The sequence below is a fragment of the Streptomyces sp. NPDC033165 genome (assembly GCF_055577965.1).
In genome coordinates this window covers 176181-200673 of the sequence record NZ_JBVIPK010000007.1, presented here as the reverse complement: position 1 = coordinate 200673, position 24493 = coordinate 176181, and the positions used below count along the sequence as shown (strand labels likewise).

At 73.3% G+C, this 24493-nt stretch carries 28 protein-coding genes; 23 read left to right on the top strand and 5 right to left on the bottom strand.

Annotated elements, in window-relative coordinates:
• Positions 1-31 precede the first annotated feature (31 nt).
• The 4 genes from ACZ5WC_RS18925 to ACZ5WC_RS18910 all read left to right on the top strand — a co-directional run bounded on the left by ACZ5WC_RS18925 (position 32) and on the right by ACZ5WC_RS18910 (position 2773).
• Positions 32-379 carry a hypothetical protein gene (locus ACZ5WC_RS18925; RefSeq protein WP_468541854.1) on the top strand — a complete coding sequence of 116 codons (348 nt, stop codon included), beginning with the start codon at positions 32-34 and terminating at the stop codon, positions 377-379.
• A 63-nt stretch (positions 380-442) separates the two neighbouring features.
• Positions 443-1120 carry an ABC transporter permease gene (locus ACZ5WC_RS18920; protein ID WP_468541853.1) on the top strand — a complete coding sequence of 226 codons (678 nt, stop codon included), beginning with the start codon at positions 443-445 and terminating at the stop codon, positions 1118-1120.
• A 28-nt stretch (positions 1121-1148) separates the two neighbouring features.
• Positions 1149-1820, top strand: a complete 672-nt coding sequence (locus ACZ5WC_RS18915; protein WP_468541852.1) for an ABC transporter permease — start codon at positions 1149-1151, stop codon at positions 1818-1820.
• The gene (locus tag ACZ5WC_RS18910; RefSeq protein WP_468541851.1) at positions 1817-2773 is read left to right on the top strand and encodes an ABC transporter substrate-binding protein; all 957 of its coding nucleotides are present in this window, start codon (positions 1817-1819) and stop codon (positions 2771-2773) included. Before ACZ5WC_RS18915 ends, ACZ5WC_RS18910 begins: the two co-directional genes overlap by 4 nt.
• Before the next feature lie 13 nt (positions 2774-2786).
• Here ACZ5WC_RS18910 and ACZ5WC_RS18905 read toward each other — a convergent pair whose 3' ends face one another.
• On the bottom strand, positions 2787-3701 hold the full coding sequence (locus tag ACZ5WC_RS18905) for a nitroreductase/quinone reductase family protein (RefSeq protein WP_468541850.1): 915 nt from the start codon (positions 3699-3701) through the stop codon (positions 2787-2789).
• A gap of 383 nt (positions 3702-4084) precedes the next feature.
• On the opposite strand from ACZ5WC_RS18905, the gene ACZ5WC_RS18900 reads away from it, so the two are divergent.
• Positions 4085-4390, top strand: a complete 306-nt coding sequence (locus ACZ5WC_RS18900; protein ID WP_468542025.1) for a DUF2087 domain-containing protein — start codon at positions 4085-4087, stop codon at positions 4388-4390.
• A 12-nt stretch (positions 4391-4402) separates the two neighbouring features.
• Positions 4403-5365 (top strand): carboxylate-amine ligase, encoded by a 963-nt coding sequence (locus ACZ5WC_RS18895; RefSeq protein ID WP_468542024.1) that lies wholly within the window; start codon positions 4403-4405, stop codon positions 5363-5365.
• A gap of 159 nt (positions 5366-5524) precedes the next feature.
• Here the strand turns inward: ACZ5WC_RS18895 and ACZ5WC_RS18890 are convergent, their stop codons facing one another.
• Entirely contained in the window at positions 5525-6688 is a 1164-nt protein-coding gene (locus ACZ5WC_RS18890; RefSeq protein ID WP_468541849.1) for an ABC transporter ATP-binding protein, read from the bottom strand.
• 214 nt (positions 6689-6902) lie between these two features.
• Between ACZ5WC_RS18890 and ACZ5WC_RS18885 the strand changes: the two genes are divergently transcribed.
• Positions 6903-8198, top strand: a complete 1296-nt coding sequence (locus tag ACZ5WC_RS18885; RefSeq protein WP_468541848.1) for an alpha/beta fold hydrolase — start codon at positions 6903-6905, stop codon at positions 8196-8198.
• 47 nt (positions 8199-8245) lie between these two features.
• On the opposite strand, the gene ACZ5WC_RS18880 is transcribed toward ACZ5WC_RS18885, so the two are convergent.
• On the bottom strand, positions 8246-8818 hold the full coding sequence (locus ACZ5WC_RS18880) for a rhodanese-like domain-containing protein (protein WP_468541847.1): 573 nt from the start codon (positions 8816-8818) through the stop codon (positions 8246-8248).
• A gap of 191 nt (positions 8819-9009) precedes the next feature.
• Between ACZ5WC_RS18880 and ACZ5WC_RS18875 the strand changes: the two genes are divergently transcribed.
• The 15 genes from ACZ5WC_RS18875 (at position 9010) to ACZ5WC_RS18805 (ending at position 22120) form a co-directional block, all read left to right on the top strand.
• Positions 9010-9744, top strand: coding sequence for a PIG-L deacetylase family protein (locus ACZ5WC_RS18875; RefSeq protein ID WP_468541846.1), 735 nt, complete (start codon positions 9010-9012; stop codon positions 9742-9744).
• Positions 9745-9804: 60 nt separating this feature from the next.
• The gene (locus ACZ5WC_RS18870; protein ID WP_096627309.1) at positions 9805-10410 is read left to right on the top strand and encodes a helix-turn-helix domain-containing protein; all 606 of its coding nucleotides are present in this window, start codon (positions 9805-9807) and stop codon (positions 10408-10410) included.
• Positions 10411-10536: 126 nt separating this feature from the next.
• Positions 10537-11502 (top strand): NADPH:quinone oxidoreductase family protein, encoded by a 966-nt coding sequence (locus ACZ5WC_RS18865; protein ID WP_468541845.1) that lies wholly within the window; start codon positions 10537-10539, stop codon positions 11500-11502.
• Positions 11499-12689, top strand: a complete 1191-nt coding sequence (locus tag ACZ5WC_RS18860) for an acyl-CoA dehydrogenase family protein (protein WP_468541844.1) — start codon at positions 11499-11501, stop codon at positions 12687-12689. Before ACZ5WC_RS18865 ends, ACZ5WC_RS18860 begins: the two co-directional genes overlap by 4 nt.
• Positions 12686-13804 carry an acyl-CoA dehydrogenase family protein gene (locus ACZ5WC_RS18855; protein ID WP_468541843.1) on the top strand — a complete coding sequence of 373 codons (1119 nt, stop codon included), beginning with the start codon at positions 12686-12688 and terminating at the stop codon, positions 13802-13804. The genes ACZ5WC_RS18860 and ACZ5WC_RS18855 overlap by 4 nt, the downstream gene beginning before the upstream one ends.
• Before the next feature lie 147 nt (positions 13805-13951).
• A complete protein-coding gene (locus tag ACZ5WC_RS18850) occupies positions 13952-15568 on the top strand; it encodes an ABC transporter substrate-binding protein (RefSeq protein WP_468541842.1) in 1617 nt (538 codons plus the stop codon).
• Positions 15569-15591: 23 nt separating this feature from the next.
• On the top strand, positions 15592-16557 hold the full coding sequence (locus ACZ5WC_RS18845; protein ID WP_468541841.1) for an ABC transporter permease: 966 nt from the start codon (positions 15592-15594) through the stop codon (positions 16555-16557).
• Positions 16550-17407 carry an ABC transporter permease gene (locus tag ACZ5WC_RS18840; RefSeq protein ID WP_468541840.1) on the top strand — a complete coding sequence of 286 codons (858 nt, stop codon included), beginning with the start codon at positions 16550-16552 and terminating at the stop codon, positions 17405-17407. Before ACZ5WC_RS18845 ends, ACZ5WC_RS18840 begins: the two co-directional genes overlap by 8 nt.
• On the top strand, positions 17404-18405 hold the full coding sequence (locus tag ACZ5WC_RS18835; protein WP_468541839.1) for an ABC transporter ATP-binding protein: 1002 nt from the start codon (positions 17404-17406) through the stop codon (positions 18403-18405). Before ACZ5WC_RS18840 ends, ACZ5WC_RS18835 begins: the two co-directional genes overlap by 4 nt.
• On the top strand, positions 18398-19072 hold the full coding sequence (locus ACZ5WC_RS18830) for an ABC transporter ATP-binding protein (RefSeq protein ID WP_468541838.1): 675 nt from the start codon (positions 18398-18400) through the stop codon (positions 19070-19072). Before ACZ5WC_RS18835 ends, ACZ5WC_RS18830 begins: the two co-directional genes overlap by 8 nt.
• A gap of 242 nt (positions 19073-19314) precedes the next feature.
• Positions 19315-20193, top strand: a complete 879-nt coding sequence (locus tag ACZ5WC_RS18825; RefSeq protein ID WP_468541837.1) for a phosphatidylinositol-specific phospholipase C/glycerophosphodiester phosphodiesterase family protein — start codon at positions 19315-19317, stop codon at positions 20191-20193.
• A gap of 117 nt (positions 20194-20310) precedes the next feature.
• A complete protein-coding gene (locus tag ACZ5WC_RS18820; protein WP_096627319.1) occupies positions 20311-20505 on the top strand; it encodes a hypothetical protein in 195 nt (64 codons plus the stop codon).
• 70 nt (positions 20506-20575) lie between these two features.
• Positions 20576-21316 (top strand): FYVE zinc finger domain-containing protein, encoded by a 741-nt coding sequence (locus ACZ5WC_RS18815; protein WP_468541836.1) that lies wholly within the window; start codon positions 20576-20578, stop codon positions 21314-21316.
• 146 nt (positions 21317-21462) lie between these two features.
• The gene (locus tag ACZ5WC_RS18810; protein ID WP_468541835.1) at positions 21463-21852 is read left to right on the top strand and encodes a hypothetical protein; all 390 of its coding nucleotides are present in this window, start codon (positions 21463-21465) and stop codon (positions 21850-21852) included.
• A gap of 88 nt (positions 21853-21940) precedes the next feature.
• Entirely contained in the window at positions 21941-22120 is a 180-nt protein-coding gene (locus ACZ5WC_RS18805) for a CsbD family protein (protein ID WP_468541834.1), read from the top strand.
• A gap of 119 nt (positions 22121-22239) precedes the next feature.
• Here the strand turns inward: ACZ5WC_RS18805 and ACZ5WC_RS18800 are convergent, their stop codons facing one another.
• The gene (locus tag ACZ5WC_RS18800; protein WP_468541833.1) at positions 22240-22908 is read right to left on the bottom strand and encodes an endonuclease; all 669 of its coding nucleotides are present in this window, start codon (positions 22906-22908) and stop codon (positions 22240-22242) included.
• Entirely contained in the window at positions 22905-23099 is a 195-nt protein-coding gene (locus tag ACZ5WC_RS18795) for a DUF6480 family protein (protein ID WP_311122560.1), read from the bottom strand. The genes ACZ5WC_RS18800 and ACZ5WC_RS18795 overlap by 4 nt, the downstream gene beginning before the upstream one ends.
• Positions 23100-23215: 116 nt before the next feature.
• Between ACZ5WC_RS18795 and ACZ5WC_RS18790 the strand changes: the two genes are divergently transcribed.
• Positions 23216-24421 carry an FUSC family protein gene (locus tag ACZ5WC_RS18790; protein ID WP_468541832.1) on the top strand — a complete coding sequence of 402 codons (1206 nt, stop codon included), beginning with the start codon at positions 23216-23218 and terminating at the stop codon, positions 24419-24421.
• Positions 24422-24493 lie beyond the last annotated feature (72 nt).

Below are 24493 nucleotides of genomic sequence, written 5' to 3'. Positions count from 1 at the left end.
GGTACCTGCCGTCCGTTCGGGGCCCGTACTCATGCCGCCACTCCACCGTACGTCGGCCGCCCGCCCGCTGCTGCGCCCTTCCCGTCCGCCGCGGCCGAAGGCGCACCGCGCGCCGGGCGACCGGGCCGAGTTCGTCGAGCACGCCCGCCCGTTCCGCGAGCCGCTCCAGCGCCCCGACGGCCCGTCGCGCCCCGGCCGGCAGCGCGTCGAGCGAGCCGACGCGGGAGAGGTTCGTCGAGCGAGCCGAAGCGGCGAGGACCAGGGCCTGATCGACCCCGGCCGCGGCCGCCGACGAACGGGCCGACGTCTTCGCGGCGCGCCGCTCGGCGAGCGTGCGCGGCGCGCCCTCCAGAAGCTCCGTGCGGGTGTCCGCCCCTGACCGCACACCCCGAACGGCCGCCCCTGACCTGCGACGGCGCCACGGCCGCGCTCGAATGAACGGATGACGGCGCCCCCGGACGACTGCCTCGCCCGCAACGAGTGGATCTGCGGCGCCTATCTCTCCACCCGCCGCGAGATCCTGGTGGACGCGGTGATCCAGCACCTCCAGCTGACGGCCGCCGCGGTGGCCGTCGCCCTGGTGCTCGCCGTTCCCCTCGCGCTGGCGGCCCGCCGGTGGCGCTGGGCGGCCGGGCCGGTGCTCGGACTGACGACGATCCTCTACACCATCCCGTCGCTGGCGATGTTCTCGCTGCTCCTGCCGGTGTACGGGCTGTCCGCCGCACTCGTCGTCGCGGGGCTCGTCCTCTACTCCCTGACGCTGCTCGTCCGCAACATCCTGGCCGGGCTCCGGGCCGTCCCCGAGGAGACCCGGCAGGCCGCACGCGGCATGGGCTACGGGCCGCTGCGCCTGCTGCTCGCCGTGGAGCTCCCGCTCGCGCTGCCCGCGGCGATGGCCGGGCTGCGCATCGCCACCGTCTCCGCGGTCTCCCTGGTCACCGTCGGCGCGATCGTCGGCCACGGCGGACTCGGCAACCTCATCTACTCCGGCATGAACACGTACTTCAAGGCCCAGGTGCTCACCGCGTCCGTGCTGTGCGTCGTCATCGCCGTCGCCGCCGACCTGCTGCTCCTGGGAGCCGGACGGCTGCTGACGCCCTGGACCCGGAGGCGGGCATGAGGACGCGACCCGCGGCACGGAGGCCGGGATGAACACGCTCGCCGACACCTGGTCCTGGCTCACCACAGCCACCCACTGGTCCGGCCCCGACGGTGTCTGGCACCGGCTCGTCGAACACCTCTTCCTGACCGGCGTCTGCCTGCTCATCAGCTGTCTGATCGCCCTGCCCGTCGCCCTCGTCCTCGGACACCTCGGCAGGGGCGGCGCACTCGCCGTCAACCTCTCCAACATCGGCCGGGCCGTCCCCACCTTCGCCGTACTGGTCCTGCTGCTGCTCACACCCATCGGCACGTACGGCCAGTGGCCGACGATCATCGCGCTGGTGCTGTTCGCCGTGCCGCCGCTCCTCACCAACGCCTACGTCGGGATGCGCGAGGTCGACCGCGACGTCGTACGGGCGGCCCGGGGCATGGGCATGACCGGCCGCCAGATGCTGCTGGGCGTGGAACTGCCGCTCGCCCTCCCGCTGGTGCTCACCGGCGTACGGATCGCCGCCGTGCAGCTGGTCGCCACCGCCACCCTCGCCGCACTGGCGGGCGGCGGGGGACTGGGCCGGATCATCACCGCGGGCTTCAACCTCGCCTCCACCCCGCAGGTGGTGGCCGGGGCGGTCCTGGTGGCCGTCTTCGCCCTCCTCGTCGAGAGCCTCTTCGAGGCCGGGCAGCGCCTTGTGCCGCGGCGCGGACGGGAGGCCGCGTGAGGCCCGCCCGCGCCCGCCGGGCCCTGGCCGCGCTGGCCCTGCTCACCGCGACCGCCTGCACCACGGGCCCCAGCCTGGAGAACCAGGGCGAGGTCACCGCACCGCCCGGCGACAGCAGGGAACTCACCGTCGGATCGGCCGGATTCACCGAGAGCGACCTGCTCGCCCGGATGTACGCCCTGCTCCTGGAGCACGCCGGATACTCCGCCGACATCATCTCCGTCACCAACCGGGAGATCTACGAACCCGCCCTGGAGAACGGCCAGATCGACGTCGTCGCGGAGTACGCGGCGACCTTCGCCGACTGGCTGAACGCCAAGGCCAACGGCGCCGACGCGGCCCCCGTGGGATCGCCCGACCTGGCCGCCACCATGAAGGCGCTGCGCGCCCTCGCCGCCCCGCGCGGGCTGACCGTCCTCGACCCGGGCCGGGCCGTCGACCAGAACGCCTTCGCCGTCACCGCCGCGTACGCGAGGAAGCACCGCCTGAAGACCCTCAGCGACCTGGGCGCCGCGAAGCTGGCCGTGCGGCTGGCGGCGGGCGACGAATGCGTACAGCGGCCCTACTGCGCCCCCGGGCTGCGCAGGACGTACGGCATCGACATCGTCGCCGTCGACCCGAAGGGCGTCGGTACCACCCAGGCGAAGCAGGCGGTCCAGAACGGTCAGGACCAGATGGTGCTGACCACCACGACCGACGCCACGCTCGACCAGTTCGGCCTGGTCCTGCTGGAGGACGACAAGAACCTCCAGAACGCGGACTACGTGGTGCCCGTCGTCAACCGTGCGCGCGCCGGGAGCACCGGGGTGCGCGACGCCCTCGACCCGCTCAACACCGTACTGACCACCGCCGACCTGGCATCGCTGAACGAGCAGGTCGACAGCTGGCGCAGGCTGCCCGAGGACGTCGCGCGCACCTACCTGGAGTCGAAGGAGCTCCTCCCGGAGGGCTGAGCGGCCCCGGAACTCAGGAAGCGGTCGCGGCGGGAGCCGCCGGAGGCCAGGGCACCTCGGCCAGCAACGGCAGGATCTGCTCCTCCTCGTAGTCGAGGTGGGTGGTCAGCTCCTCGGTCATCCGCGTCAGTTCGGCACGGAAGCGGTCCGGCTCCGCGATGGCGACGTCGGCCAGCAGCGCGGAGAGGGCCGTCTGGACGGACGCGATGCCGCGGTGCTCCTCCCGCAGCCGGTCGAACACCTCCCGCAGGTGCGGGTGGTACCCCTCCATCGCGGGGAACATATGGCCGTCCTCGGCCGTGTGATGGAAGTCCAGAGCCTGGCAGAACGCCAGGCAGCGCTGCCGGATCTGGAGCCCGAGAGGCGGCGCGGGCGGTTCCCCGGCGTCCCGGTGGGCGGCCCGTGAGGCGAAGTGCGCCTCCGTCTCGGTGCGGACGTGGAGCAGCTGGGCGCGCAGCCAGGTGTGCACCTCCACGAGCTTGTCCGCGAGGGAGGCGGCCGCGGGGGCCGCCGCGTCGGGGTCGGGGAGTTCCAGGACCACGACCGGCAGCACCCGGTCGGTCGCGTCCTGGTACTCCGCGTACCCGGGCGCTTCGGTCACCACCCGGGCGAACAGCTCGTCACGCCGGGCCCCTTCGGCGGGAACGGCGACGGTCTCGAACTCCGCTGTGCCCCACTCCACCCGGACGGAGGGGCGGGCGAGGAGGTTGCGGTACCAGTCGGGGTGGCGCGGTGCGCCGAGGTTGGAGGCGACGACGAGCAGCCGGCGGCCGTCGCGTACGTACCCGAGCGGCGTGGTGTGCGGGGTGCCGGAGCGGGCGCCGGTGGTGGTGAGCAGGAGGAGGTCGGAGCCCTCGAAGGGGCCACCGACCTTCCCGGCGTTGGCGCGGAACTCTTCGATGACGGACTGCTGGAAAGCAGGGGGCATGGAGGTTCTGGGTCTCCTGGAAGGATGCGGGCGCACGAGGGCCCGGCAGACGGAACGGGGTGCGTCACACGGGGGCGCGTCGACGTGTACGCGCCCGGAGCGAACTGCTCAGCGGCAGGGGGCTCAGCGGCAGGGGGCGATGAGTGTGCTCATGGCGGTTTCCCTGGAAGAAGGTGCTGGCTTGACTGCCGGCCGGCCCAGATCTCTTTGGCCGACGTCACGCTGCACGTGCCCCATCACAACCCGGGCCGCGTACGTCTGTCAACGCGAGTGCCGGGAAGGGCGACGCGAGGACGGGCCACGCCGGGACGGGCAACGTGGAAACGGCGTTGCCCGTGCTGCGGAAGCCTGCGACGCTTCCGACCATGCCTGCCATATCTGCCATGCATGCTGAACAGGAAACCCTTCAGCCGCTGTCGCCGTCGCCGAGCCCTCGTACGCACCGCGTGGAGGCGCTCTTCTCGCACGGCCGCCTGGTCGCGATCCCGCGCAAGGAGGCCCGGCGGGAGCAGTTGCTCGTGCACCTTGCCGACACGCTGTTCGAGCGGGAGCGCTCGTACACCGAACGCGAGGTGAACGAGGCGCTGCTCACCGTTCACGAGGACTGCTCCGCGCTGCGCCGCTATCTGGTCGTCGCGGGACTGCTGGTCCGCCCCCGGGACGGCAGCAGCTACCGGCGCGGCCGCTGACCGTTCGCCTCCCTGAGCCTGAGCGGTCGTCTCACTCGGTGCAGTGAACCTCGCGGCGGTGCGGCATCGACAGACGCCCTTACGCCAGCCCGCGCACCCGAATCAGGCCAGGCCCCGGCGCCGCTCACCGTCGGCGTCGAGGAAGAGCTCCTGCTGATCGATCCGGCCACCCGCGCCCTCAGCCCTCAGGGCCCCCGCCTGGTGGGAGAGGCCGTCGGCGAACTCGGTGACCGGGTGGGCGCCGAGCTGACCTGCTACCAGGTCGAACTGCGCACTGACCCGCACACCTGCCTGAAGGAAGCCGACGACCAGATCCGCTCCACGAGAACGGCCGCCGCCCGCGCCGCCGCCCGCCTGGGCCTGCGCATCGCCTCCACCGGCGCCCCCGTACTCGGCCAGGCCTCCCCCGTCCCGATCACCCCCGGCGACCGGTACGCACGAAGCGCCGCCCACTTCCAAGCCCTGGACGACGAGCAGACCTCGTGCGCCTGCCACGTCCACGTCGGCCTGCCCGACCCCGGCAACGCCGTCCACGTCAGCAACCACCTGCGCCCCTGGCTGCCCACCCTGATCGCCCTGTCGGCCAACTCTCCGTTCCGCGACGGCCGGGACACCGTCCGCGCCCTGACCGCCACCGCCCTCACCGCCGTCAAAGCCGGCGACCCTGCGCCGCGGCCGGCCCCGGAGCTCCTGCGTGCGGCCTGCTGGCGCGCGGCACGCGACGGACTGGCCGGCCACGGCATCGACCCCTTCACCGGCCGCCTGGTGCTCCAAAGCACGCTGGTCGAACGGCTGCTGCACACCATCGCGCTGTCTTTGCGACAGCACGAGGATCTCGACTTCGTACGCGAGCAGTGGCAGCGCCTGCGCACCGAAGGAACCGGCGCCGACCGCCAGCGCGCCGCCTATCGGCAGCGCTCCAGTGCGCGCGACGTCGTTGACTACACCGTCTCTGCCACCTGCCCCCAGTGCTGACCATCCCCTCGGCCCGGATCGGGCACAGCGGAGAACTTCCTGTGGTCGGGGGGCATGCCGATCCGCAAGGCCGCCGCCGGCCTCCGCCACCCGCCCCTCCGCGCTGCGATGCACCGCGTCTGACACTGCGCTGATCCACCAGGGACGACGGGACAGCCCTCACGCGTCCGCCACCGAGTCGAAGTCCACCTCCTCGCGCCCCACGCCCTGCGCGTCCGCGTCCACCGACCGGCGCAGCGCTTCGTGCAGCTTGGCCGGGGTGAGCACCCCGAGGAACCGCGCCCCGTCCAGCACCGCCACCCACCCCGCGTCGTGCTGGAGCATCTCGCTGAACGCCTGCTTCAACGGGGCCCCGACCGGCACCCACGCGTCCATCCGGCGGGCCAGGGTGCCCACCGTCGCCTCCTCCCCGGCCGCCCGCAGCGCGTCCGTGGCGACCCAGCCGTGCAGCTCGCCCGAGCCGCTGAGGACCACCGCCCACCGGGCCCCCGCCGCGACCAGCCGGGCAGCCGCGTCCCCGGCTGGCTCCTCCAGCCGGGCCACGGGCGGCTCCTCCAGGTCCTCCGGCTCGATCGCGGTGACCGACAGCCGCTTCAGACCCCGGTCGGAGCCGACGAACCGGGCCACGTACGGGGTCGCCGGAGTGCCGAGCACGGCGGCCGGGGTGTCGAACTGCTCGATGCGCCCCTCCCCGTACACCGCGATCCGGTCGCCCATCCGCACCGCTTCCTCGATGTCGTGCGTCACCATGAGCACCGTCTTGCGCACCCGCTGCTGGAGGCTCAGGAACTCGTTCTGCAGCCGCTCCCGCACCACCGGGTCCACCGCTCCGAACGGTTCGTCCATCAGCAGCACCGGCGGATCGGCGGCGAGCGCCCGCGCCACGCCGACCCGCTGCCGCTGGCCGCCGGAGAGCTGCGCCGGATAGCGCGAGCCGTACGTCGCCGGGTCCAGGCCCACCAGGTCCAGCAGCTCCGCCGCCCGCTCCCGGGCCCGTGCGCGCTTCCAGCCGACCAGTGCCGGGACGGTCGCGGTGTTGTCCAGGACGGTCCGGTGCGGGAAGAGGCCGACCTGCTGGATCACATAGCCGATGCGGCGACGCAGCTTGACCGGATCGGTCCCGGCGATGTCCTCGCCGTCCACCAGGATGCGGCCCGAGGTCGGCTCGATCAGCCGGTTCACCATCATCATCGTGGTCGTCTTGCCGCAGCCGGACGGCCCCACCAGGGTCACCAGTTCGCCCTCGGCCACCTCGAAGGACAGCCCGTCGACCGCCGTCGTCCCGTCCGGGTAGACCTTGCCGACCTGCTCGAACCGGATCATGTCTGCACGCTAGGAGCGCCCCGGCCGCCGCGCACACGGGCCGGGACCGTACGGGGCACGGCTGCCTCCGCCGTACGGTCCCGCGCCCCCTTCGCCGTACGGTCCCGGCTCCCACTTCCGTACGGGCGCGGCCCCTTCGCCGACCGGCCGTGGGCATGTGCTGAACTGGGCCTTTCGCCCGGATCAGCCCGCACCCCGGATTCAGGAGTTCCCCGTGAGCAGTTACCGGCAGCCTGGTGTCGTCCTCACCGACCGGCGTTTCACCGTGCCCCTGGACCACAGCGACCCCGGCGGCGAGCAGATCGAGGTCTACGGCCGGGAGGCGGTGGCGGTCTCCCGGGCCGGTGACGAGCTGCCCTGGCTGGTCTACCTGGAGGGCGGCCCCGGCTTCGGCGCGCGCCGGTTCGTCGGCACGGAGGCCTGGCTCGGCCGCGCCCTGCGCGAGTTCCGGGTCCTCCTCCTCGACCAGCGCGGCACCGGACTGTCCACCCCCGCCAACCGGCAGACCCTGCCGCTGCGCGGCGGCCCGCGCGAACAGGCCGACTACCTCGCCCACTTCCGCTCCGACTCCATCGTCCGCGACTGCGAGCTGATCCGGCCGCGGCTCACCGGCGGAGCCCCCTGGACGGTCCTCGGGCAGTCCTTCGGCGGGTTCTGCGCCGTCCGCTATCTCTCCTCGGCGCCCGAGGGCCTCGCGGCGGTCCTCATCACCGGTGGGCTGCCCTCGCTGGACGCCCACGCGGACGACGTCTACCGGGCCGCGTACCCCCGTATCGAACGCAAGGTCGCCGCCCACTACGCCCGCTACCCGCAGGACGTCGAGCGCGCCCGCGCCATCGCCGCGTACCTCGCCGAACACCGGCCCGAGAGCGCCGGACACCGGCTGACGCCCGAGGGCTTCCAGTCGCTCGGCATCCTGCTGGGCTCCGGCAGCGGCAGCCACCAGCTCCACTACCTGCTGGAGAACGCCTTCGTCCGCACCCCGCACGGCACGGAACTCTCCGACACCTTCCAGGAGGCCCTGCGCACCGCCACGTCCTTTGCCGGGCACCCCCTGTACGCCCTGCTGCACGAGGCCATCTACGGGCAGGGCGAACGCGCCACGGCCTGGTCAGCCGAACGCGTACGGGCCGAGTTCCCCCAGTTCGACGCGGCGGCCGCGCTGAAGGGCGACGGGCCCCTCCTCCTCACCGGCGAGACCATCCACCCCTGGCACTTCGACGTCGACCCGGCGCTGCGCCCGCTGCGCGAGACCGCCGAACTGCTCGCCCGGCGCACCGACTGGCCGGTGCTGTACGACCCCGAGCGGCTCGCCGCCAACGAGGTCCCCGTCGCGGCGGCCGTCTACCACGACGACATGTACGTCGACACCGAGGACTCGCTGCGCACGGCGGCGGCGATCCGGGGGCTGCGGACCTGGGTGACGAACGAGTACGAGCACGACGGGGTGCGCGCGGGCGGCCCCCGAGTGCTCGACCGGCTGCTCGCGCTGGTGCGGGGTGAGGCCTGACCGCACGGCCGGGGCCGTCCGGGGGCCCGCGCGGCCACTGCCCCGGATCAGCGCTGGAGCGCCTCCAGGGTGGCGTCCAGGTCGGTGGCCGAGCGCGGGGCGCGGTTGTACGGCAGCTTCGAGAGGACCGAGGCCATCCCGCAGGTGTTGCTGACCGCCGAGTAGACGAGGCCCGTGCCGATGCCGGCGGACAGCCAGCGCGCCGCCGGGTAGCGGACGCCCGCCGCGAGACCGGCCACCACCAGCGAGCCCGCCACCAGCCGCACCTGACGCTCCATGGGCCAGGTGGTGCGCGCGCCCTCGGGGCGGTCCAGGCCGCGGCCGTCGCCCTGCCAGGCAGAGGTGCCGCCGGTCAGGGTCGCGGCCTCGATGTCCGCGCCCCCGAGGATCTCGCAGGCCCGTGTGGAGCGGACCCCGGAGGCGCACACCACCAGGAGCGAACCGCGCGCCGAGGCGGACTTGAGGGCGGGCAGCGCGTCGGGCAGCTTGTCGAGCGGGATGTTCAGGGCGCCGGGCACATGGCCCGACGCGTACTCGCCGGGAGCCCGCACGTCGATGACGGTGAACTCCTCCAAGCGGGCTGCGGCCTGGGCGGGGGAGAGAGATGCGGGGCTGGTCACGAGCGGGATTCCTTTCGTTCACCGGGGCTGCGCGAGAGGGCAGGGACTCTACACGTGAGTCCAGCACCGAGGGGCGGTCCCGCATTCCGCGTCCGGGCCCTGGGATGTGCGCCCCCGGGCCGTACCGAGAAGCCCGGCCGGACGCCGGGTGCCGTACTCCGGGCCCCGGGGCCCGTGGGTAGCCTGCCGGTATGACGCAGCATCGACTCGAACCCATGCCCGCCGACTGGCAGCGCGCCCTGGCGGTGGTCGCGCACCCCGACGACCTGGAGTACGGCGCGGCCGCCGCTGTGGCGGAGTGGACCGACGGCGGCCGCGAGGTCGTCTATCTCCTGGCCAGCCGGGGCGAGGCCGGGATCGACACCCTCCCGCCGGAGGAGTGTGCTCCGGTGCGGGAGCGGGAGCAGCGGGCCAGTGCCGCCGTCGTCGGCGTACGGACGGTGGAGTTCCTCGACCACCGCGACGGAGTGATCGAGTACGGCGTCGGGCTGCGCCGCGACATCGCCGCGGCCGTCCGGCGCCACCGCCCCGAGCTGGTGGTCACCCTCAACCACCGGGACACCTGGGGCGGGGTCGCCTGGAACACCCCGGACCACCGCGCGGTCGGGCGCGCCACGCTGGACGCGGTGGCGGACGCGGGCAACCGCTGGATCTTCCCGGAACTGGCCGAGCAGGGCCTCCAGCCGTGGAACGGGGTGCGCTGGACGGCCGTGGCGGGCAGCGACCGGCCCACCCACGCGGTCGACGCCACGGCGGGCTTCGAACGCTCGGTCCAGTCGCTGCTGGAGCACCGCGCCTACATCGAGGCGCTGACGCAGGAGGACCCGGAGCGGTACTGCCGGTCCTTCCTGGAAGGCATGGTCGGGGCCGCCGCGGAGCGGTTCGACGGCCGGCCGGCGGTCGCCTTCGAGGTCTTCGCCCACTGAGCGCGCCGGGAACGGTGTTCCCGCATTGACAAACCGTCTTGCCGATTCTGCAATGGCGGTATGAAAGAACACGACCGGGACGATCCGGAACTCGAAGCGGTGCTCTCCGGCGTCGGCCCCAGGCTGCGCCGTCTGCGCAAGGATCGCGGAGTCACCCTCTCCGCGCTCTCGGACGCCACCGGAATCTCCGTTTCCACGCTCTCCCGGCTGGAGTCCGGCGGCCGCCGCCCCAGCCTTGAGCTGATGCTTCCCATCGCCCGCGCCCACGAGGTGCCGCTCGACGACCTCGTGGGCGCCCCCGCGGTCGGCGACCCCCGGGTACGGGCCACGCCGATCGTGCAGCACGGCCGGACGATGGTGCCGCTGACCGCCCGTCCCGGCGGGCTCCAGGCGTACAAGATGATCCAGGAGCCCGGCAGCGGCGAGGCGCCGGAGCAGCGCACGCACGAGGGGTACGAGTGGCTGTTCGTGCTCTCCGGGAAGCTCCGGCTGCTGCTGGCCGAACACGATCTGGTGCTGGAGCCGGGGGAGGCCGCCGAGTTCGACACGCGGCTGCCGCACTGGTTCGGACCGGCGGAGGGCAAGCCGGTGGAGTTTCTCAGTCTCTTCGGCCCGCAGGGCGAGCGCATGCACGTGCGGGCGAAGCCGAAGCCGAAGCGGGGCTGAGGAGTCCCGCCGTCGGCGGTGTGAAGGTGTTCCCAGGCGGGCAAGCGACCGCTTAGTATGCGCCGGAGCAGTGGTAATGCCGACAGCGGCAGCGGTTCGATGCCGACAGTGTTGTGGAGGCCCCTCATGCAGGCATGGCGAGTACACCGGAACGGCGAACCGGGCGAGGTGATGCGCCTGGAGGAGACGGAACGGCCCACGCCCGGCGAGGGGCAGGTGCTCGTCGAGGTCCGCGCCGCGAACGTCAACTTCCCCGACGCCCTGCTCTGCCGGGGCCAGTACCAGGTGCGGCCGCCGCTGCCGTTCACCCCGGGCGTCGAGGTGTGCGGCACGACCGAGGACGGGCGGCGCGTCCTCGCCACCCCCGCCCTGCCGCACGGCGGCTTCGCCGACTGCGTCGTCGCGGACGAGGCGGCCCTGCTGCCCGCCCCCGACGCCCTGGACGATGCCGAAGCGGCCGCTCTGCACATCGGCTACCAGACCGGCTGGTTCGCACTGCACCGCCGCGCGCACCTCCACCCCGGCGAGACCCTGCTCGTGCACGCGGCGGCGGGCGGCGTCGGCAGCGCCGCCGTCCAGCTCGGCAAGGCGGCGGGCGCCACCGTCATCGGCGTCGTCGGCGGCCCGGAGAAGGCGGCTGTCGCCCGCGGGCTCGGCTGCGACCTGGTCATCGACCGGCGGAGCGAGGACATCGTCGGCGCGGTGAAGGAAGCCACCGGCGGGCGCGGCGCGGACGTCGTCTACGACCCGGTCGGCGGCGACGCGTACGCCAAGTCCGTCAAGTGCGTCGCCTTCGAGGGCCGCGTCCTCGTCGTCGGATTCGCCAGTGGCACCATCCCCGCCCCGGCCCTCAACCACGCCCTGGTGAAGAACTACTCGATCGTCGGGCTGCACTGGGGCCTCTACAACACCAAGGACCCGGCCGCTGTCCGCGCCTGCCACGACGAGCTGACCGAGCTGGCCGCCCAGGGCATCGTCAAACCCCTGATCAGCGAGCGTGTCGCCATGGCCGGGGCCGCCGACGCCGTCCAGCGCGTCGCCGACGGCACCAGCACCGGCCGCATCGTCGTCCTGCCCGGAGGCGCCCGATGAGCCCCGCCGTCGACGCCGCCGAGGTGCGCCGCCGCACCCGCGAGCTGCTCGCCGCCCATCCGCCCGCGACGACCGACCGCACCGACTTCCTGAAGGCCCGGTTCGACGCGGGCCTCGCCTGGGTCCACTACCCGGTGGGCCTCGGCGGGCTCGACGCGCCCCGCTCCCTCCAGCAGGTCGTGGACGCCGAACTCGCCGCCGCCGACGCGCCCGACAACGACCCGCGCCGCATCGGCATCGGCCTCGGCATGGCCGCGCCGACCATCCTCGGCTTCGGCACGGACGAGCAGAAGCAGCGCTTCCTGCGCCCCCTGTGGGTGGGGGAGGAGGTCTGGTGCCAGCTCTTCAGCGAGCCCGGCGCCGGGTCCGACCTCGCGGCGCTGGCCACCCGGGCGGTCCGCGACGGCGATGACTGGATCGTCGACGGGCAGAAGGTCTGGACGTCCAGCGCCCACCTCGCCCGCTGGGCCATCCTCATCGCCCGCACCGACCCCGGCCTGCCCAAGCACCGGGGCATCAGCTACTTCCTCTGCGACATGACCGACCCCGGCGTCGAGGTCCGGCCGCTGCGCCAGATCACCGGGGAGGCCGAGTTCAACGAGGTCTTCCTCTCCGGTGTGCGCATCCCGGACAGCCACCGGCTCGGGCCGGTCGGCGAGGGCTGGAAGGTCGCCCAGACCACCCTGATGAACGAGCGAGTCTCCATCGGCGGCTCCCGCATCCCGCGCGAGGGCGGCATGATCGGCCCGGTCTCCGCGACCTGGCGCGAACGCCCCGACCTGCGCACCCATGACACCCACCAACGCCTGCTCACCCTCTGGGTGGAGGCCGAGGTCGCCCGGCTCACCGGGGAGCGGCTGCGGCAGCAGCTCGTCGCCGGACAGCCCGGACCCGAGGGATCGGGCATGAAGCTCGCCTTCGCCCGCCTCAACCAGGAGATCAGCGGCCTGGAAGTGGAACTGCTCGGCGACGAGGGCCTGCTGTACGGCGACTGGACCATGCGCCGCCCGGAGCTGGTCGACTTCACCGGACGTGACGCCGGTTACCGCTATCTGCGGTCCAAGGGGAACTCCATCGAGGGCGGCACCAGCGAGGTCCTGCTGAACATCGTCGCCGAGCGTGTCCTCGGCCTGCCCGCCGAACCCCGCAACGACAAGGACGTCGCCTGGAAGGACCTGAGCCGATGACCGCGACCGCCCAGCCGCCCGCCACCCCCGACCTCCTCTACTCCCAGGACGAGGAGGACCTGCGCTTGGCCGTACGCGCCCTCCTCGCCGACCGGGCCGACGCGCCGACGGTGATCGCGGCGACCGAGTCCGGCACGCCGTACGACCCCCGGCTCTGGGAGGCACTCGCCTCCGGCATCGGCGCCGCCGGACTCCTCGTGCCGGAGAGGCTCGGCGGCCAGGGAGCATCCCACCGCGAGGCCGCCGTGGTCCTGGAGGAGCTGGGCCGCAGCGTGGCCCCGGCCCCGTATCTGACCAGCTCCGTGGTGGCCACCGAGACGCTGCTCGCACTCGGCGGGGACGGCGGACCGGCCGCCGCTCTCGTCGGTGAACTGGCCTCCGGCGCTCGTACGGCGGTGCTCGCCGTGCCCTTCGGGACCGCGCCCGCAGGCTCCGGGAAGGCCACGGCCTCGCTGGACGGCACGGTCCGGGGCGTCGCCGACGCGGCAGTGGCGGACGTCCTGCTGGTACCGGCCGCCGAAGGCCTGTACGCGGTCGAGGCGACGGGCCCCGGGGTGACGGTCGCCCCCCTCGTACCGCTCGACCTGACCCGCCCGCTCGCCACCCTCACCCTCTCCGGTGCGACCGGGACCCTGCTCGCAGGCGCGGACGCGAGCGCCACCGCCGTACGGCGCGGGCTGCTCGCCGGGGCCGGGCTGCTCGCCTCCGAACAGCTCGGGATCGCCGAGTGGTGCCTCACCGAGACCGTCCGGCACACCCGCGAACGGCACCAGTTCAACCGGCCCGTGGGCTCGTTCCAGTCGCTCAAGCACCGGATGGCCCAGCTCTGGCTGGAGGTCGTCTCGGCCCGTGCCGCCGCCCGCGGCGCCGCCGACGCCCTCGCCACCGGCAGCCCGGACGCCCCGCTCGCCGTCGCCGTGGCCCAGGCGTACTGCTCCGGCGTCGCGGTCCACGCCGCCGAGGAGTGCGTACAGCTGCACGGCGGGATCGGGATGACGTGGGAGCACCCGGCGCACCTGTACCTCAAGCGCGCCAAGGCGGACTCCATCGCCTACGGCACGGCGGGCAGCCACCGCGCCGCCGTCGCGGAGCTGGCGGAACTCCCGGCTCCGTAGCTCTCACGGCTGCCGCGCGCATCCGGACCGCCGGCCCCGGTACCCCCGCCCCACCTGCTGAGGCGGGGTGTACCGGGGTCTTTTACGTGCTGTTTAATTGCGTACTGCTCGCAACAACAGTCGATCTTGAACAGGGATGTGCAGAGTATGACGGCCCGATCGATACGGGGGGCGGTCGCCGCCACGCTGGTGACCGCACTGTCCTTGACCGCGGCGGCCTGCTCCAACCCGGACAGCTCCAAGGGCGGCTCCGCGACCGGTTCCACCTCGGCCGTCGTCGGCATCGCCTACGAGCCCGAGAGCCTGAGCCCGCTGCTCGGCTACGGCAAGGACGGCAACTCCAAGATCTTCGACGGGCTGCTCGCGCTGGACGCGGACATGCAGCTCCGCCCGGCCCTCGCCGCCGCGCTTCCCGAGGTCAGCGCCGACGGGCTCACGTACACGTACAAGCTGCGCCAGGGCGTGAAGTTCAGCGACGGCGAGCCGTTCAGTGCCAAGGACGTCGTCTTCACCTACCGCACCATCCTCGACGAGAAGACCAACAACGCCTCCCGCACCGAGCTGGACGCCGTCAAGGACGTCACGGCCAAGGGCGAGGACACCGTCGTCTTCACTCTCAAGTACCCCTACGCGCCCTTCGCCCAGCGCACCGTCCTGCCCATCGCCCCCGAGCACATCGCGGGCAAGCAGGACGTCAACACCGGGGCCTTCACCACCCGGCCCGTCGGCACGGGACCCTACGTCCTCACCAAGTGGTCCAAGGGCGAGAAGCTCAGCTTCACCGCCAACCCCCACTACTGGGACGGCGAGCCCGAGGTGAAGAAGCTCACCATGGCGATCATCAAGGACGACGACGTGCGCGCCACCCGGCTGCGCTCCGGCGACCTCGACGGCGCGATCCTGCCGCCCAACCTCGCCAAGGGCTTCGCCGACGACAAGGCCAAGAAGACCTACGCCGCGACCACCTACGACTACCGCACGGTGACGCTCCCCACGCACAACAAGGTCGCGGGCGACACCGCCGTACGCCGCGCCCTCGACGTCGCCGTCGACCGCGAGACGATGGTCAAGGCCATCCTCAACGGCGACGGCAAGCCCGCCTACGGGCCCGTCCCCACCGACAGCGAGTGGTTCACCAAGGGCACCGAACGCCCCCACGACCTCGCCGCCGCGAAGAAGATCCTGGACGAGGCGGGATGGAAGCCCGGCAAGGACGGCATCCGCGTCAAGGACGGCGTGCGCGCCGCGTTCCCCCTCTGGTACCTCAGCGGTGACAAGCTCCGCCAGGAGCACGCCCTCGCCTACGCCTCCGACGCCAAGAAGGCGGGCATCGACATCCGCACCGAGGCCGGGACCTGGGAGGTCATCGAGCCCCGGATGAAGCACGACGCCGTCCTCGCGGGCGGCGGCTCGCCCGCCGACCCCGACTTCGACCAGTACACCCTGCTGAAGTCCTCCCTCGCGGGCGACGGCTTCAACAATATGGCCTGGTACGACAACAAGGCCGTCGACGCCGCCATCGAGTCGGGCCGCAGGAGCGGCGACGCGGCCGAGCGCAAGAAGGCGTACGACACCGTCCAGCGCGAGCTGGTGAAGAACCCGGGCTACACCTTCCTCACCCACATCGACCACCTCTACGTCGTCGACGACCGCTTCGGCGCCCTCACCACCCAGGTCGAGCCGCACGACCACGGGCTGGCCTCCGGCCCCTGGTGGAACGTCGAGAAGTGGAAGACCGCGAGCACCGGAGACACGGACAAGTGAGCCGCAGCCTCCCCTGGGGGCCGATGGCGAGGATGACAGGACGGCGGGCCCTGTTCGCCGTCCCGGTCCTCCTCACCGTCACCTTCGGCGTGTTCGCCGTCGCCGCCGCGTCCCCCTTCGACCCGGTCAAGGCGTACGCGGGCACCGCCGGACTCACCGCGTCCCAGGAGAACCTGGACCAGCTCCGGGCCAACCTCGGCGTCGACCAGCCGCTGGTGGCCCGCTGGTGGAACTGGCTGACCTCGGCCCTCCAGGGCGATCTGGGCGACTCCAGCGTGATGCGCCAGCCCGTCGCCGACGTCATCGCGGAGCGCCTGGGCTGGTCCGTCCTGCTGGCCGCCACCGCCTTCCTCATCGCGATCCTGCTCGGCACCGGACTCGGCGTCCTCGCCGCCCGCAGGCCCGGCGGCTGGCTCGACCGGGGCGTCAGCTCCGCCGCGTACACCCTGGAAGCCGCCCCCGCCTTCTGGCTGGGACTGCTCGCCATCTGGGTCTTCGCCCTGAAGCTGGACGTCCTCCCGGCCGGCGGACTCACCGACACCGCCAGCGAATCCATCACCTTCGGCCAGGTCGCCTCCCACCTCGTCCTGCCCGCGGCGGTCCTCGGGGTCTCCCAGCTGCCGTGGTTCTTCCTCTACGTACGCCAAGGGGTCACCGACGCCCTGGCCGAGGACCCGGTCCGCGGCGCCCGCGCCCGGGGGCTGAGCGAGCGCACCGTGCTCCTCGGCCACGCGCTGCGCTCCGGGATGCTGCCGATGCTCACCCTGATCGGCTCCCGCGTCCCCGAACTCATCACCGGCGCCCTGCTCATCGAGACGGTCTTCAGCTGGCCCGGCATCGCCGCCGCCACCGTGCAGGCCGCCACCTCCGTCGACTTCTCCCTGCTCGCCGCGCTCACGGTGCTCGCCACCGCCGCGGTCCTGCTCGGCAACCTGCTCTCCGACCTCCTCTACGGGCTCGCCGACCCACGGGTGGCCTTCGATGGCTGAGACCGCACTCGCCCCGCCGGGCCGCACCACCCGCCGCGTCCGGGTCGTCACCTCCGTGGTGATCGTCGCCGCCGTCGCGCTCGCCGTCCTGATCGTGCCGCCGCTGGCCCAGCTCGACCAGCAGGCCGTCGACCTCTCCAACAAGCTCCACCCGCCGTCCTGGGCCCACCCCTTCGGCACCGACGACGTCGGCCGCGACCTGCTGCTGCGCTGCGTCTACGGACTCCGCGTCTCGCTGCTCGTCGGCCTGGTCGCCGCCCTCACCGCCACCGTCATCGGCACCGCGATCGGTGCGCTCGCCGGGGCGTTCGGCGGCTGGCCGGATCGCATCGTGATGCGGGTCGTCGACGCCCTGTCCTCCATCCCGCATCTCCTGCTGGGCATCTTCATCGTCGCGATGTTCCGGCCCGGCGTCTGGCCGGTCGTCATCTCGGTCGCCCTGACCCACTGGATCTCCACCGCCCGGATCGTCCGCTCCGAGGTGCTCTCGCTGCGCTCGCGCCCCTTCATCGACGCGGCCGTCTCCGGCGGGGCCTCGCGCACCCGGGTCATCGTGCGGCACCTGCTGCCCGGGGTGCTCCCGCAGGCCGGTCTCGCGGCGGTGCTGATGGTGCCGCACGCGATGTGGCACGAGTCCGCGCTGTCCTTCCTCGGCCTCGGGCTCCCGGCCCACCAGGCGAGCCTCGGCAACCTCGTCCAGTCCGCGCGCGGTTCGCTGCTCGCGGGGGACTGGTGGCCGACGCTCTTCCCCGGCCTCTTCCTGATCATCCCGACCCTGGCGCTGGCCGGTCTCGCCGGAGCGTGGCGCGACCGGATCAACCCGCGCCGGAAATCGGAGCTGATGCTGTGACCGACGACCGCGAGAACACCGGCGCGCCGGTCCTCGACGTCCAGAACCTCTCCGTCCGCTTCCGGATGCGCGGCGGCCGGGACATCGCCGCCGTCAGCGACGCCCGCTTCTCCGTCGCGGCGGGGGAGTGCCTGGCCCTGGTCGGGGAGAGCGGCTGCGGCAAGTCCGTCCTGGCCTCCGCCCTGCTCGGGCTGCTCCCCGCCAACGCCGAGACCACCGGCAGCGCCGTCCTCGGCGGGGACACGGACCTGCTCACCGCCGGTGAACGCACCCTCGCCCGTACGGTACGGGGACGGCGCATCGGCCTCGTACCGCAGAGCCCCGCCGCCCACCTCACCCCCGTGCGCACCGTGCGGGCCCAGCTGGAGGAGACGCTGCGGGAGCTGACCGGGGCGAGGGGGAGCGCCCTGCACAAGGCGGCCGTGGCAGCCGCGGCCCGCGCCTCGTTCCCCGACGGCCACCTCGACCGCTACCCGCACGAACTCTCCGGCGGCCTCGCCCAGCGCGCCGCCACCGCCCTCGCCCTGATCGGCGACGCCCCGCTGCTGCTCGCCGACGAACCGACCACCGGACTCGACCGGGATCTCGTCGAGCGGACGGTGGACGAACTGCGCCGCCACACCGACGAGGGCCGGGCGCTGCTGATCATCACCCATGACCTGGCCGCCGCCGAACGCATCGCCGACCGGGTCGCCGTGATGTACGCGGGCCGGATCGTCGAGATCGCGGACGCCCCCGGTTTCTTCGGCGTCCCGGGCCCCCGCCACCCCTACGCCAAGGGCCTCCTGGACGCCCTGCCCGAACGGGACTTCGCCCCGATCCCCGGCATGCCCCCGGAGCTGGGCGCGCTGCCCGAGGGTTGCGCCTTCGCCGCCCGCTGCGCGTACGCCGACGCCCGCTGCACCGGCGAACGCCCGGACTTCACGGCGGACCTCGCCTGCCACCACGGGCTGACCGGACGCGCACACTCCCCGACGAAGGAGTCCGCCGATGCTTGAGCTGACCCGGATCACCGCCGGATACGACCGCCGCGACCCCGTCGTCCGCGAGGTCTCCCTGCACGTCGGCCCGGGTGAAGCGGTCGGACTCCTCGGCCCCAGCGGCTGCGGCAAGTCCACCCTGGCCAAGGTCGCCGCCCTCCTCCACCGCCCGGACTCCGGAACCATGACCCTGGACGGCACCGTGGTACGCGGCTGGCGGCACCGCGCCCCGCAGGAGCAGCGCACGGCGATCGGCGTCGTCTTCCAGCAGCCCCGGCTCTCCGCCGACCCCCGGCTCAGCCTCCGCGAGCTGATCGCCCAGCCGCTGCGGTCCACCGGGCGCCGCCACGAGGTCCCGGAACGGGTGGCCGAACTCGCCCCGCTGGTCGGCCTCTCCGACGAACTCCTGGAGCGCCGCCCGCACGCGGTGAGCGACGGCCAGCTCCAACGGGCCTGCCTGGCCCGGGCCCTGGTGCTGCGGCCCCGGCTGCTGATCTGCGACGAGATGACCGCGATGCTCGACGCGTCCACGACGGCCGCCCTGGTCGCCGTGGTCGAGCGCTACCGCTCCGACTCCGGGGCCGCCCTGCTGGCCGTCGGCCACGACCGGGTGCTGCTGGAGCGCTGGTGCGACCGTACGGTGCGCTGGGGCGAGCGGAGCGCGGAGAGCGTTCCTGCCGGGTGAAGGGCCCGCGTGCCTGCCGTGCGTGCGGCCGTCAGCCCTTGAGGGACCCGTCCGTCGGATTCTCCGGCCGCGGCGACGCCCTGCCGGGGCGTGTGCATCGGGAGGCGCGGGGCGTAGGTGTCCGGGGCGTGAAGCATCGCCGAACGAATGTCAGGTACCTGACGTATTGGTGGGTGCGCCTCCATACTCGTCGCGACCGCCCCCCTCCTTCGTCCCCTCGCCCGTCCGCTCAGGGAGTCTCCATGGCCCACCCCACCCGCCGCCGCGCGCTCACCGTCGCCCTCGCCACCGCCGCCGCGGGCGTCGCCGTCCCCACCGCGACGGCGACCGCCGCACACGCCCGCCCACGCGGCCCGCGTCCGTTACGCCACGCCCACGCGCACAACGACTACCTGCACCCCCGACCGCTCCTCGACGCCCTCGCGCACGGGTTCACCAGCGTCGAGGCGGACATCTTCCTGGTCGACGGGGAGCTGCTCGTCGCCCATGAGCCCGCCGAGCTCGACCCCACCCGGACCCTCGCCTCGCTCTACCTGGACCCCCTGGCCGCCCTGGTCCGCGCCGGGCACGGCAGTGTCCACCCGGGCCACCGTGCCCCGCTGCAACTCCTCATCGACATCAAGGCCGACGGCGTCGCCGCCTACCGCGAGCTGGACCGGCAGCTGCGCCGCCACCGCCGCATCCTGACCCGGTGCGGCCACGGCCGCGTCCACCCCGGGGCGGTCACCGCCGTGATCTCCGGCGACCGGACCGCCCGCGGCCCCATGGAGGCCCAGCGCACCCGCTACGCGTTCTACGACGGCCGCCTCGACGATCTCGGCACCCCGGCCCCCGCCTCCTTCGCCCCGCTCGTCAGCGCCAACTGGACCCAGACCTTCGGCTGGCTCGGCGCGGGCCCCTTCCCCCGGGCCGAGCGCGACCGGCTCCGGACCCTCGTCGCCGCCGCCCACCGCGAAGGCCGCCGCATCCGCTTCTGGGCCACGCCCGACCTGCCCGGCCCCGAGCGGACGGCCGTCTGGACCGAACTGCTGGCCGCCGGGGTCGACCACCTCAACACCGACGATCTGGCGGGGCTGCGACGCTTCCTGCGCGCCCGACGGGACGCCGGCCCGACCCCGTAACGCGTCACCTCCCGGAAGTACCCGTTCGGCGGACACGCCAGTCCGCCGAACGGTCCCTCCGCTACGCCACACTGGCGGCCGAATGCCGCAAATCAGGCGCGGCGGAGGAGGTTGGTCATGGCCATTTCGATCTCACTGGTGCTGCTTCTGGTGATTCTCGCGGTGATCTTTCTGCGCAACGGCGGTCTGAAGGTCTCGCACGCACTGGTCTGCGCCCTGCTCGGCTTCTTCCTGGCCGGTACGAGCATGGCGCCGACGATCCACGACGGCGTCGGCGCCACCGCCGACCTGGTCAGCAGCCTGCACCCCTGACAGCGGAGGGTTCCGGGGAGCGGTGGGGGATCGTCCGCGAGCGCACCGGCTGATCCCGCACAATGGGCAGATGTCTTTTCCGCCTCCCGGCCGGCACTCCGGCGCCGCGCACCACGAGCACTGCAACACCGGCCTCTGCTGCCGGTGCCAGATGCGGATCTGGACCACCAAGGCGGGCAACGAACGGCTCTGCGGTCCGTGCGCGGCCTGCTGCCACGCGTGCGGCCGGGCCCCCGCCCCGCATCTGGACGGGCTCGACGGCGGACTGTGCGCCGAGTGCCGCGGACTGTGCGGCCGCTGCCACGCACGGAAGCGGCCCGACGGGTCCTGCGGCTGCGACCGCTGGCGGGAGAGCGCCAGGAGCAACCCGCGCGGCTACGTCCTCCAGGCCCTGCCGCCCCAGCTCCTCCAGGCGCTCGGCGGCCGCGTGCCGAGCACCGTCCACGACCTCATCCACCAGGAGATCGCCACCCGCAGCGCCGGCCAGCTCCGCGAGCGCATCGAACGCCGCTGGAACCTGCGCTGGGCCCACGCGCTGGGCGAGCTGGACGAGGACGGCCGCCGCCGCTGGAGCGCGCAGGACATCGCCGAACAGCTGCTGCGGCCCGGCTCGTGCCCCGACCGGCAGTGCGAGGACGGGTACCTCCTCACCACCGACGCGGCCTGTCCCCGCTGCCGCCAGCCCCTGCACCGCTTCGTCACCTCGGTCGCCGACCACACCGCCACCCCGGAGCGCGCGCGTGCCACCGCGGCCGAAATCCGGCAGGCGATGCGGGAGAGCCGCTCGCGCAAGCGGATCCCGCCGCGCTGAGCAGCCACGGGGTGCCCGCGCGGCCGGTCGGCTGATCAGGGGTGCTGCTTCCACGAGAGGGAGCCCGAACGGCATCGTCGCCGTACGCGACACCGCCCGAGGCCCGGGCCGTGCGGACCGGACGTGGTGCCCGGGCCGCACGCCCTATGCTCGCGCCCATGGAGCAACGGGAAGTCGTGAAGCGCGTGATCGGCATCCTCACAGAGGCGCGCGAAATGCAGCGCCTGCTGGAGGCGGACCTCGAACGGGAAGACCTGGACGCGGGAGCGGGCGCCGTCACGGCCCTGCTGAACGAGACGATGCCCCACATCGCCATCCCCGACGACTTCTCCGTCGAGGAGGTGGTGGCCGTGGTCGGACGCGAGGTGGGCGGCGCGGTCGAACAGCTGGTGAGCGCGTTCACCCTCGCGTTCACGATGCTGGCGCAGGTGCACGACTCCGGGCAGACGGACGTGACCTCGGCCGACGTCCTCCAGGACCTCGCCCTGCGGGTCGAGGGCGGCGGTCCGGACGAAGGCGAGGAGCCGCTGCTGTAGCCGCCGGACCGCGGCCCCTGCGTTCTGCCGCGCGGGTACGCATAGTGGAGGGAGAGGCGCGTATCCCCCTCGCGCCGTGGAGGCAGCTGTGGGAAAGAGCACCGACATAGCCCGCGCCAAAGCGCGGAGGCTCAAAGGCATGATCAAGGAATCGGACGGCATCGCCCTCGACAATGAGCGGATGAAGGCCGAGGGCAGAAGGGAACAGGCCAAGGCCCGCCGCGAGGAGGCCCAGGCACGCGCAGCGCGGACTGCCTCCCACGGCTGAGGCCGGTGCGAATGGGGCCGCCCCCCAGGGGGTGTCCGGCGGACCCGGTCATGATTCGCCGGACACCCTCCCCGACGCCGCATGCGGTGCGGGCGGCCCTTTCGCCAGTGGACGGGCCTTCAGTCACCGCGTGTCCTCTCCCGGACCGCGGCGGCGAGGTCCTGGTCGAGGGCCACCCGGACCAGGGCTGCGGCGAACGCCGCCCCGTCCCGGCCCCTCGCCACCTCCGCCAGCCTGTCGGGGGAGGTGGGCAGCCCGATCCGCTCGGCGCCCTGGATTCCTTTCCGGCCGATCCAGGGTCCGGCCTCCGGCCAGACCGCCTGCACCTCGCGTACGAAGATGTCCGCTCCGGCCGGTCCGATTCCGCGGACCCGCTGGAGTCCCTCCCGCAGCTTCCCGTCGTCGCCGTCGGCCTCCCGGCGCAGTCGCCGCAGATCCCCTCCCCACACGTCGAGGACGAGTTCCGCACCCTCCCCGAGCTGGGTGGACGTCCGTTCGTCGTAGCGCCGGTAGCCGCCCTCGCCCAGCGCGTCGACCCGCTGCTGCCAGGTCGCCTCGGCCATCCGGCGCGGGGTGCGCATGCCGTGCGCGAACAGCGCCTGCGCGGCCGCCACCGCGACCGGGGCGCGGATGCGTGCGCTGAGCAGGTGGCTCAGCACCAGGAGCTGGTACAGCGGCTGCGGTGTGTCGCGCAGCCGGATTCCCGCCTCCGCCGCGTACGTCCGCCCGCACTCCGCCAGCAGCGCGTCGGTGGTCCGCCGCGCCGAAGTGGACACCCGGGAGCTCATCCGTAGCCGAAGATCCGGGCGATGAAGAACCCGGCGACCACCAGCGCGCCCACCACGATCAGGCCGGTCCACACGGCCGGGTGCTCCCAGAGGCCGCCGTCCGCGCGTTCCTCGTGGGCTTCGCTGATGGAGCCCTCGGCCGGTGGGGTCTCACCGGGAGGACGCAGTTCTTGGGGGTGCGAAACAGCCATGCCCCCAGGGTCTCTCCGTACGCTTCCGCGCGCACGCCGTCCGGGTGCGGGGCCGTACGGGCGCACCGGCGGGGGAGAAGTGCTGCCGCGCCCGGAAAGCGGGGCACCGTCAAGGAATGCCTGGAGTCTCCGCCCCTGTCGTCAAACTTGTGCAGCGCACCACGGAACCCGCCGGGGTACAGACCCTGCGGTCCACGGCGGCTGCCGTCATCGCCTACTCCGTGGCCGTGTGGACGCTGCCCGAACCGGCCCCGTTGACCGCGCCCCTCACCGCGCTCCTGGTTGTCCAGGTGACCCTGTACGCGACCCTCACCACCGGGGTCCGCCGGGTGAACTCCGTCGTCGTCGGCGTGCTCATCGCCATCGCCTTCAGCTCCCTGGTGGGACTGACCTGGTGGAGCCTCGGCCTCACCATCTTCACCTCGCTCCTGATCGGGAGGCTGGTGCGGGTCAACGAGTTCGTTCCCGAGGTGGCGATCAGCGCCATGCTCGTGCTCGGCGTCTCCCAGGTCGCCGACACCGCCTGGGACCGGGTGTGGGAGACGCTGATCGGCGCCGTCGTGGGCCTGCTGTTCAACCTGGTGTTCGCCCCACCGGTCTGGGTGAGGACGGCGGGCTCCTCCATCGAGTCGCTGGCCACCCGTATGGGCACGATGCTCCGCAGCATGGGCGAGGAGGTGGTCGGCAACAACCCCGTACCCAGGGCCGCCGCCCGGCTCCACGAGGCCCGCAGGCTCGACCACGACATCGTCGAGGTCGACGCTTCCCTGCGCCAGGCGGAGGAAAGTCTCACCCTCAACCCCAGAGTGAGACAAGGGCTGCTCCACCGGGTCGTCCTGCGGTCCGGGCTCGACACCCTGGAGATCTGCGCGGTCGTGCTGCGGGTCCTCTCCCGCACTCTCACCGACCTCGCCAAGGCCCGTACGGAGGAGTCGTTGTTCCCGGCCGATGTGGCGGAGCTGCTCCGGGAGCTCTTCGGCCGGCTCGCCGAGGCGATCGAGAGCTTCGCCGTCCTGGTCACCACCCAGCTCGCCGCCGACGCCGAGGAGGCGGAGCAACGCCTCGCCGACGCCCTCGTACGCAGCCGCGCCACCCGCGACCGGGTCGCGGACCTCCTTCTGGAGGACGTCCAGGAGCACCCTCGGCAGTGGCAGCTGCACGGGGCGCTGCTCGCCGAGATCGACCGGGTGCTCGCCGAACTCGACATCGACGAGCGCACCAAGCGCCTGGGCGAGGAGCTGGACCGCCGCTCGGCCGAGGCCCACGCGCACCACCCCCGGCTGCGCGCCCTGCTGAAGCGGCTGGGCAGGCAGCCCGACTGACCGCCGCCGGGCCCGGCGACCGCTTCCGCCGGGCCCGGCGGGCGGCGCGGGATGCGGATGCGGCCGGTCACT

Coding starts and splice junctions, on each gene's coding strand:
- ACZ5WC_RS18790 (WP_468541832.1), top strand. CDS start 23,216: ATGCCTGGAGTCTCCGCCCCTGTCGTCAAACTTGTGCAGCGCACCACG.
- ACZ5WC_RS18900 (WP_468542025.1), top strand. CDS start 4,085: ATGCATGCTGAACAGGAAACCCTTCAGCCGCTGTCGCCGTCGCCGAGC.
- ACZ5WC_RS18840 (WP_468541840.1), top strand. CDS start 16,550: ATGGCTGAGACCGCACTCGCCCCGCCGGGCCGCACCACCCGCCGCGTC.
- ACZ5WC_RS18860 (WP_468541844.1), top strand. CDS start 11,499: ATGAGCCCCGCCGTCGACGCCGCCGAGGTGCGCCGCCGCACCCGCGAG.
- ACZ5WC_RS18820 (WP_096627319.1), top strand. CDS start 20,311: ATGGCCATTTCGATCTCACTGGTGCTGCTTCTGGTGATTCTCGCGGTG.
- ACZ5WC_RS18865 (WP_468541845.1), top strand. CDS start 10,537: ATGCAGGCATGGCGAGTACACCGGAACGGCGAACCGGGCGAGGTGATG.
- ACZ5WC_RS18815 (WP_468541836.1), top strand. CDS start 20,576: ATGTCTTTTCCGCCTCCCGGCCGGCACTCCGGCGCCGCGCACCACGAG.
- ACZ5WC_RS18850 (WP_468541842.1), top strand. CDS start 13,952: ATGACGGCCCGATCGATACGGGGGGCGGTCGCCGCCACGCTGGTGACC.
- ACZ5WC_RS18875 (WP_468541846.1), top strand. CDS start 9,010: ATGACGCAGCATCGACTCGAACCCATGCCCGCCGACTGGCAGCGCGCC.
- ACZ5WC_RS18845 (WP_468541841.1), top strand. CDS start 15,592: ATGGCGAGGATGACAGGACGGCGGGCCCTGTTCGCCGTCCCGGTCCTC.
- ACZ5WC_RS18830 (WP_468541838.1), top strand. CDS start 18,398: ATGCTTGAGCTGACCCGGATCACCGCCGGATACGACCGCCGCGACCCC.
- ACZ5WC_RS18810 (WP_468541835.1), top strand. CDS start 21,463: ATGCTCGCGCCCATGGAGCAACGGGAAGTCGTGAAGCGCGTGATCGGC.
- ACZ5WC_RS18870 (WP_096627309.1), top strand. CDS start 9,805: ATGAAAGAACACGACCGGGACGATCCGGAACTCGAAGCGGTGCTCTCC.
- ACZ5WC_RS18800 (WP_468541833.1), bottom strand. CDS start 22,908: ATGAGCTCCCGGGTGTCCACTTCGGCGCGGCGGACCACCGACGCGCTG.
- ACZ5WC_RS18890 (WP_468541849.1), bottom strand. CDS start 6,688: ATGATCCGGTTCGAGCAGGTCGGCAAGGTCTACCCGGACGGGACGACG.
- ACZ5WC_RS18920 (WP_468541853.1), top strand. CDS start 443: ATGACGGCGCCCCCGGACGACTGCCTCGCCCGCAACGAGTGGATCTGC.
- ACZ5WC_RS18855 (WP_468541843.1), top strand. CDS start 12,686: ATGACCGCGACCGCCCAGCCGCCCGCCACCCCCGACCTCCTCTACTCC.
- ACZ5WC_RS18795 (WP_311122560.1), bottom strand. CDS start 23,099: ATGGCTGTTTCGCACCCCCAAGAACTGCGTCCTCCCGGTGAGACCCCA.
- ACZ5WC_RS18915 (WP_468541852.1), top strand. CDS start 1,149: ATGAACACGCTCGCCGACACCTGGTCCTGGCTCACCACAGCCACCCAC.
- ACZ5WC_RS18905 (WP_468541850.1), bottom strand. CDS start 3,701: ATGCCCCCTGCTTTCCAGCAGTCCGTCATCGAAGAGTTCCGCGCCAAC.
- ACZ5WC_RS18825 (WP_468541837.1), top strand. CDS start 19,315: ATGGCCCACCCCACCCGCCGCCGCGCGCTCACCGTCGCCCTCGCCACC.
- ACZ5WC_RS18925 (WP_468541854.1), top strand. CDS start 32: ATGCCGCCACTCCACCGTACGTCGGCCGCCCGCCCGCTGCTGCGCCCT.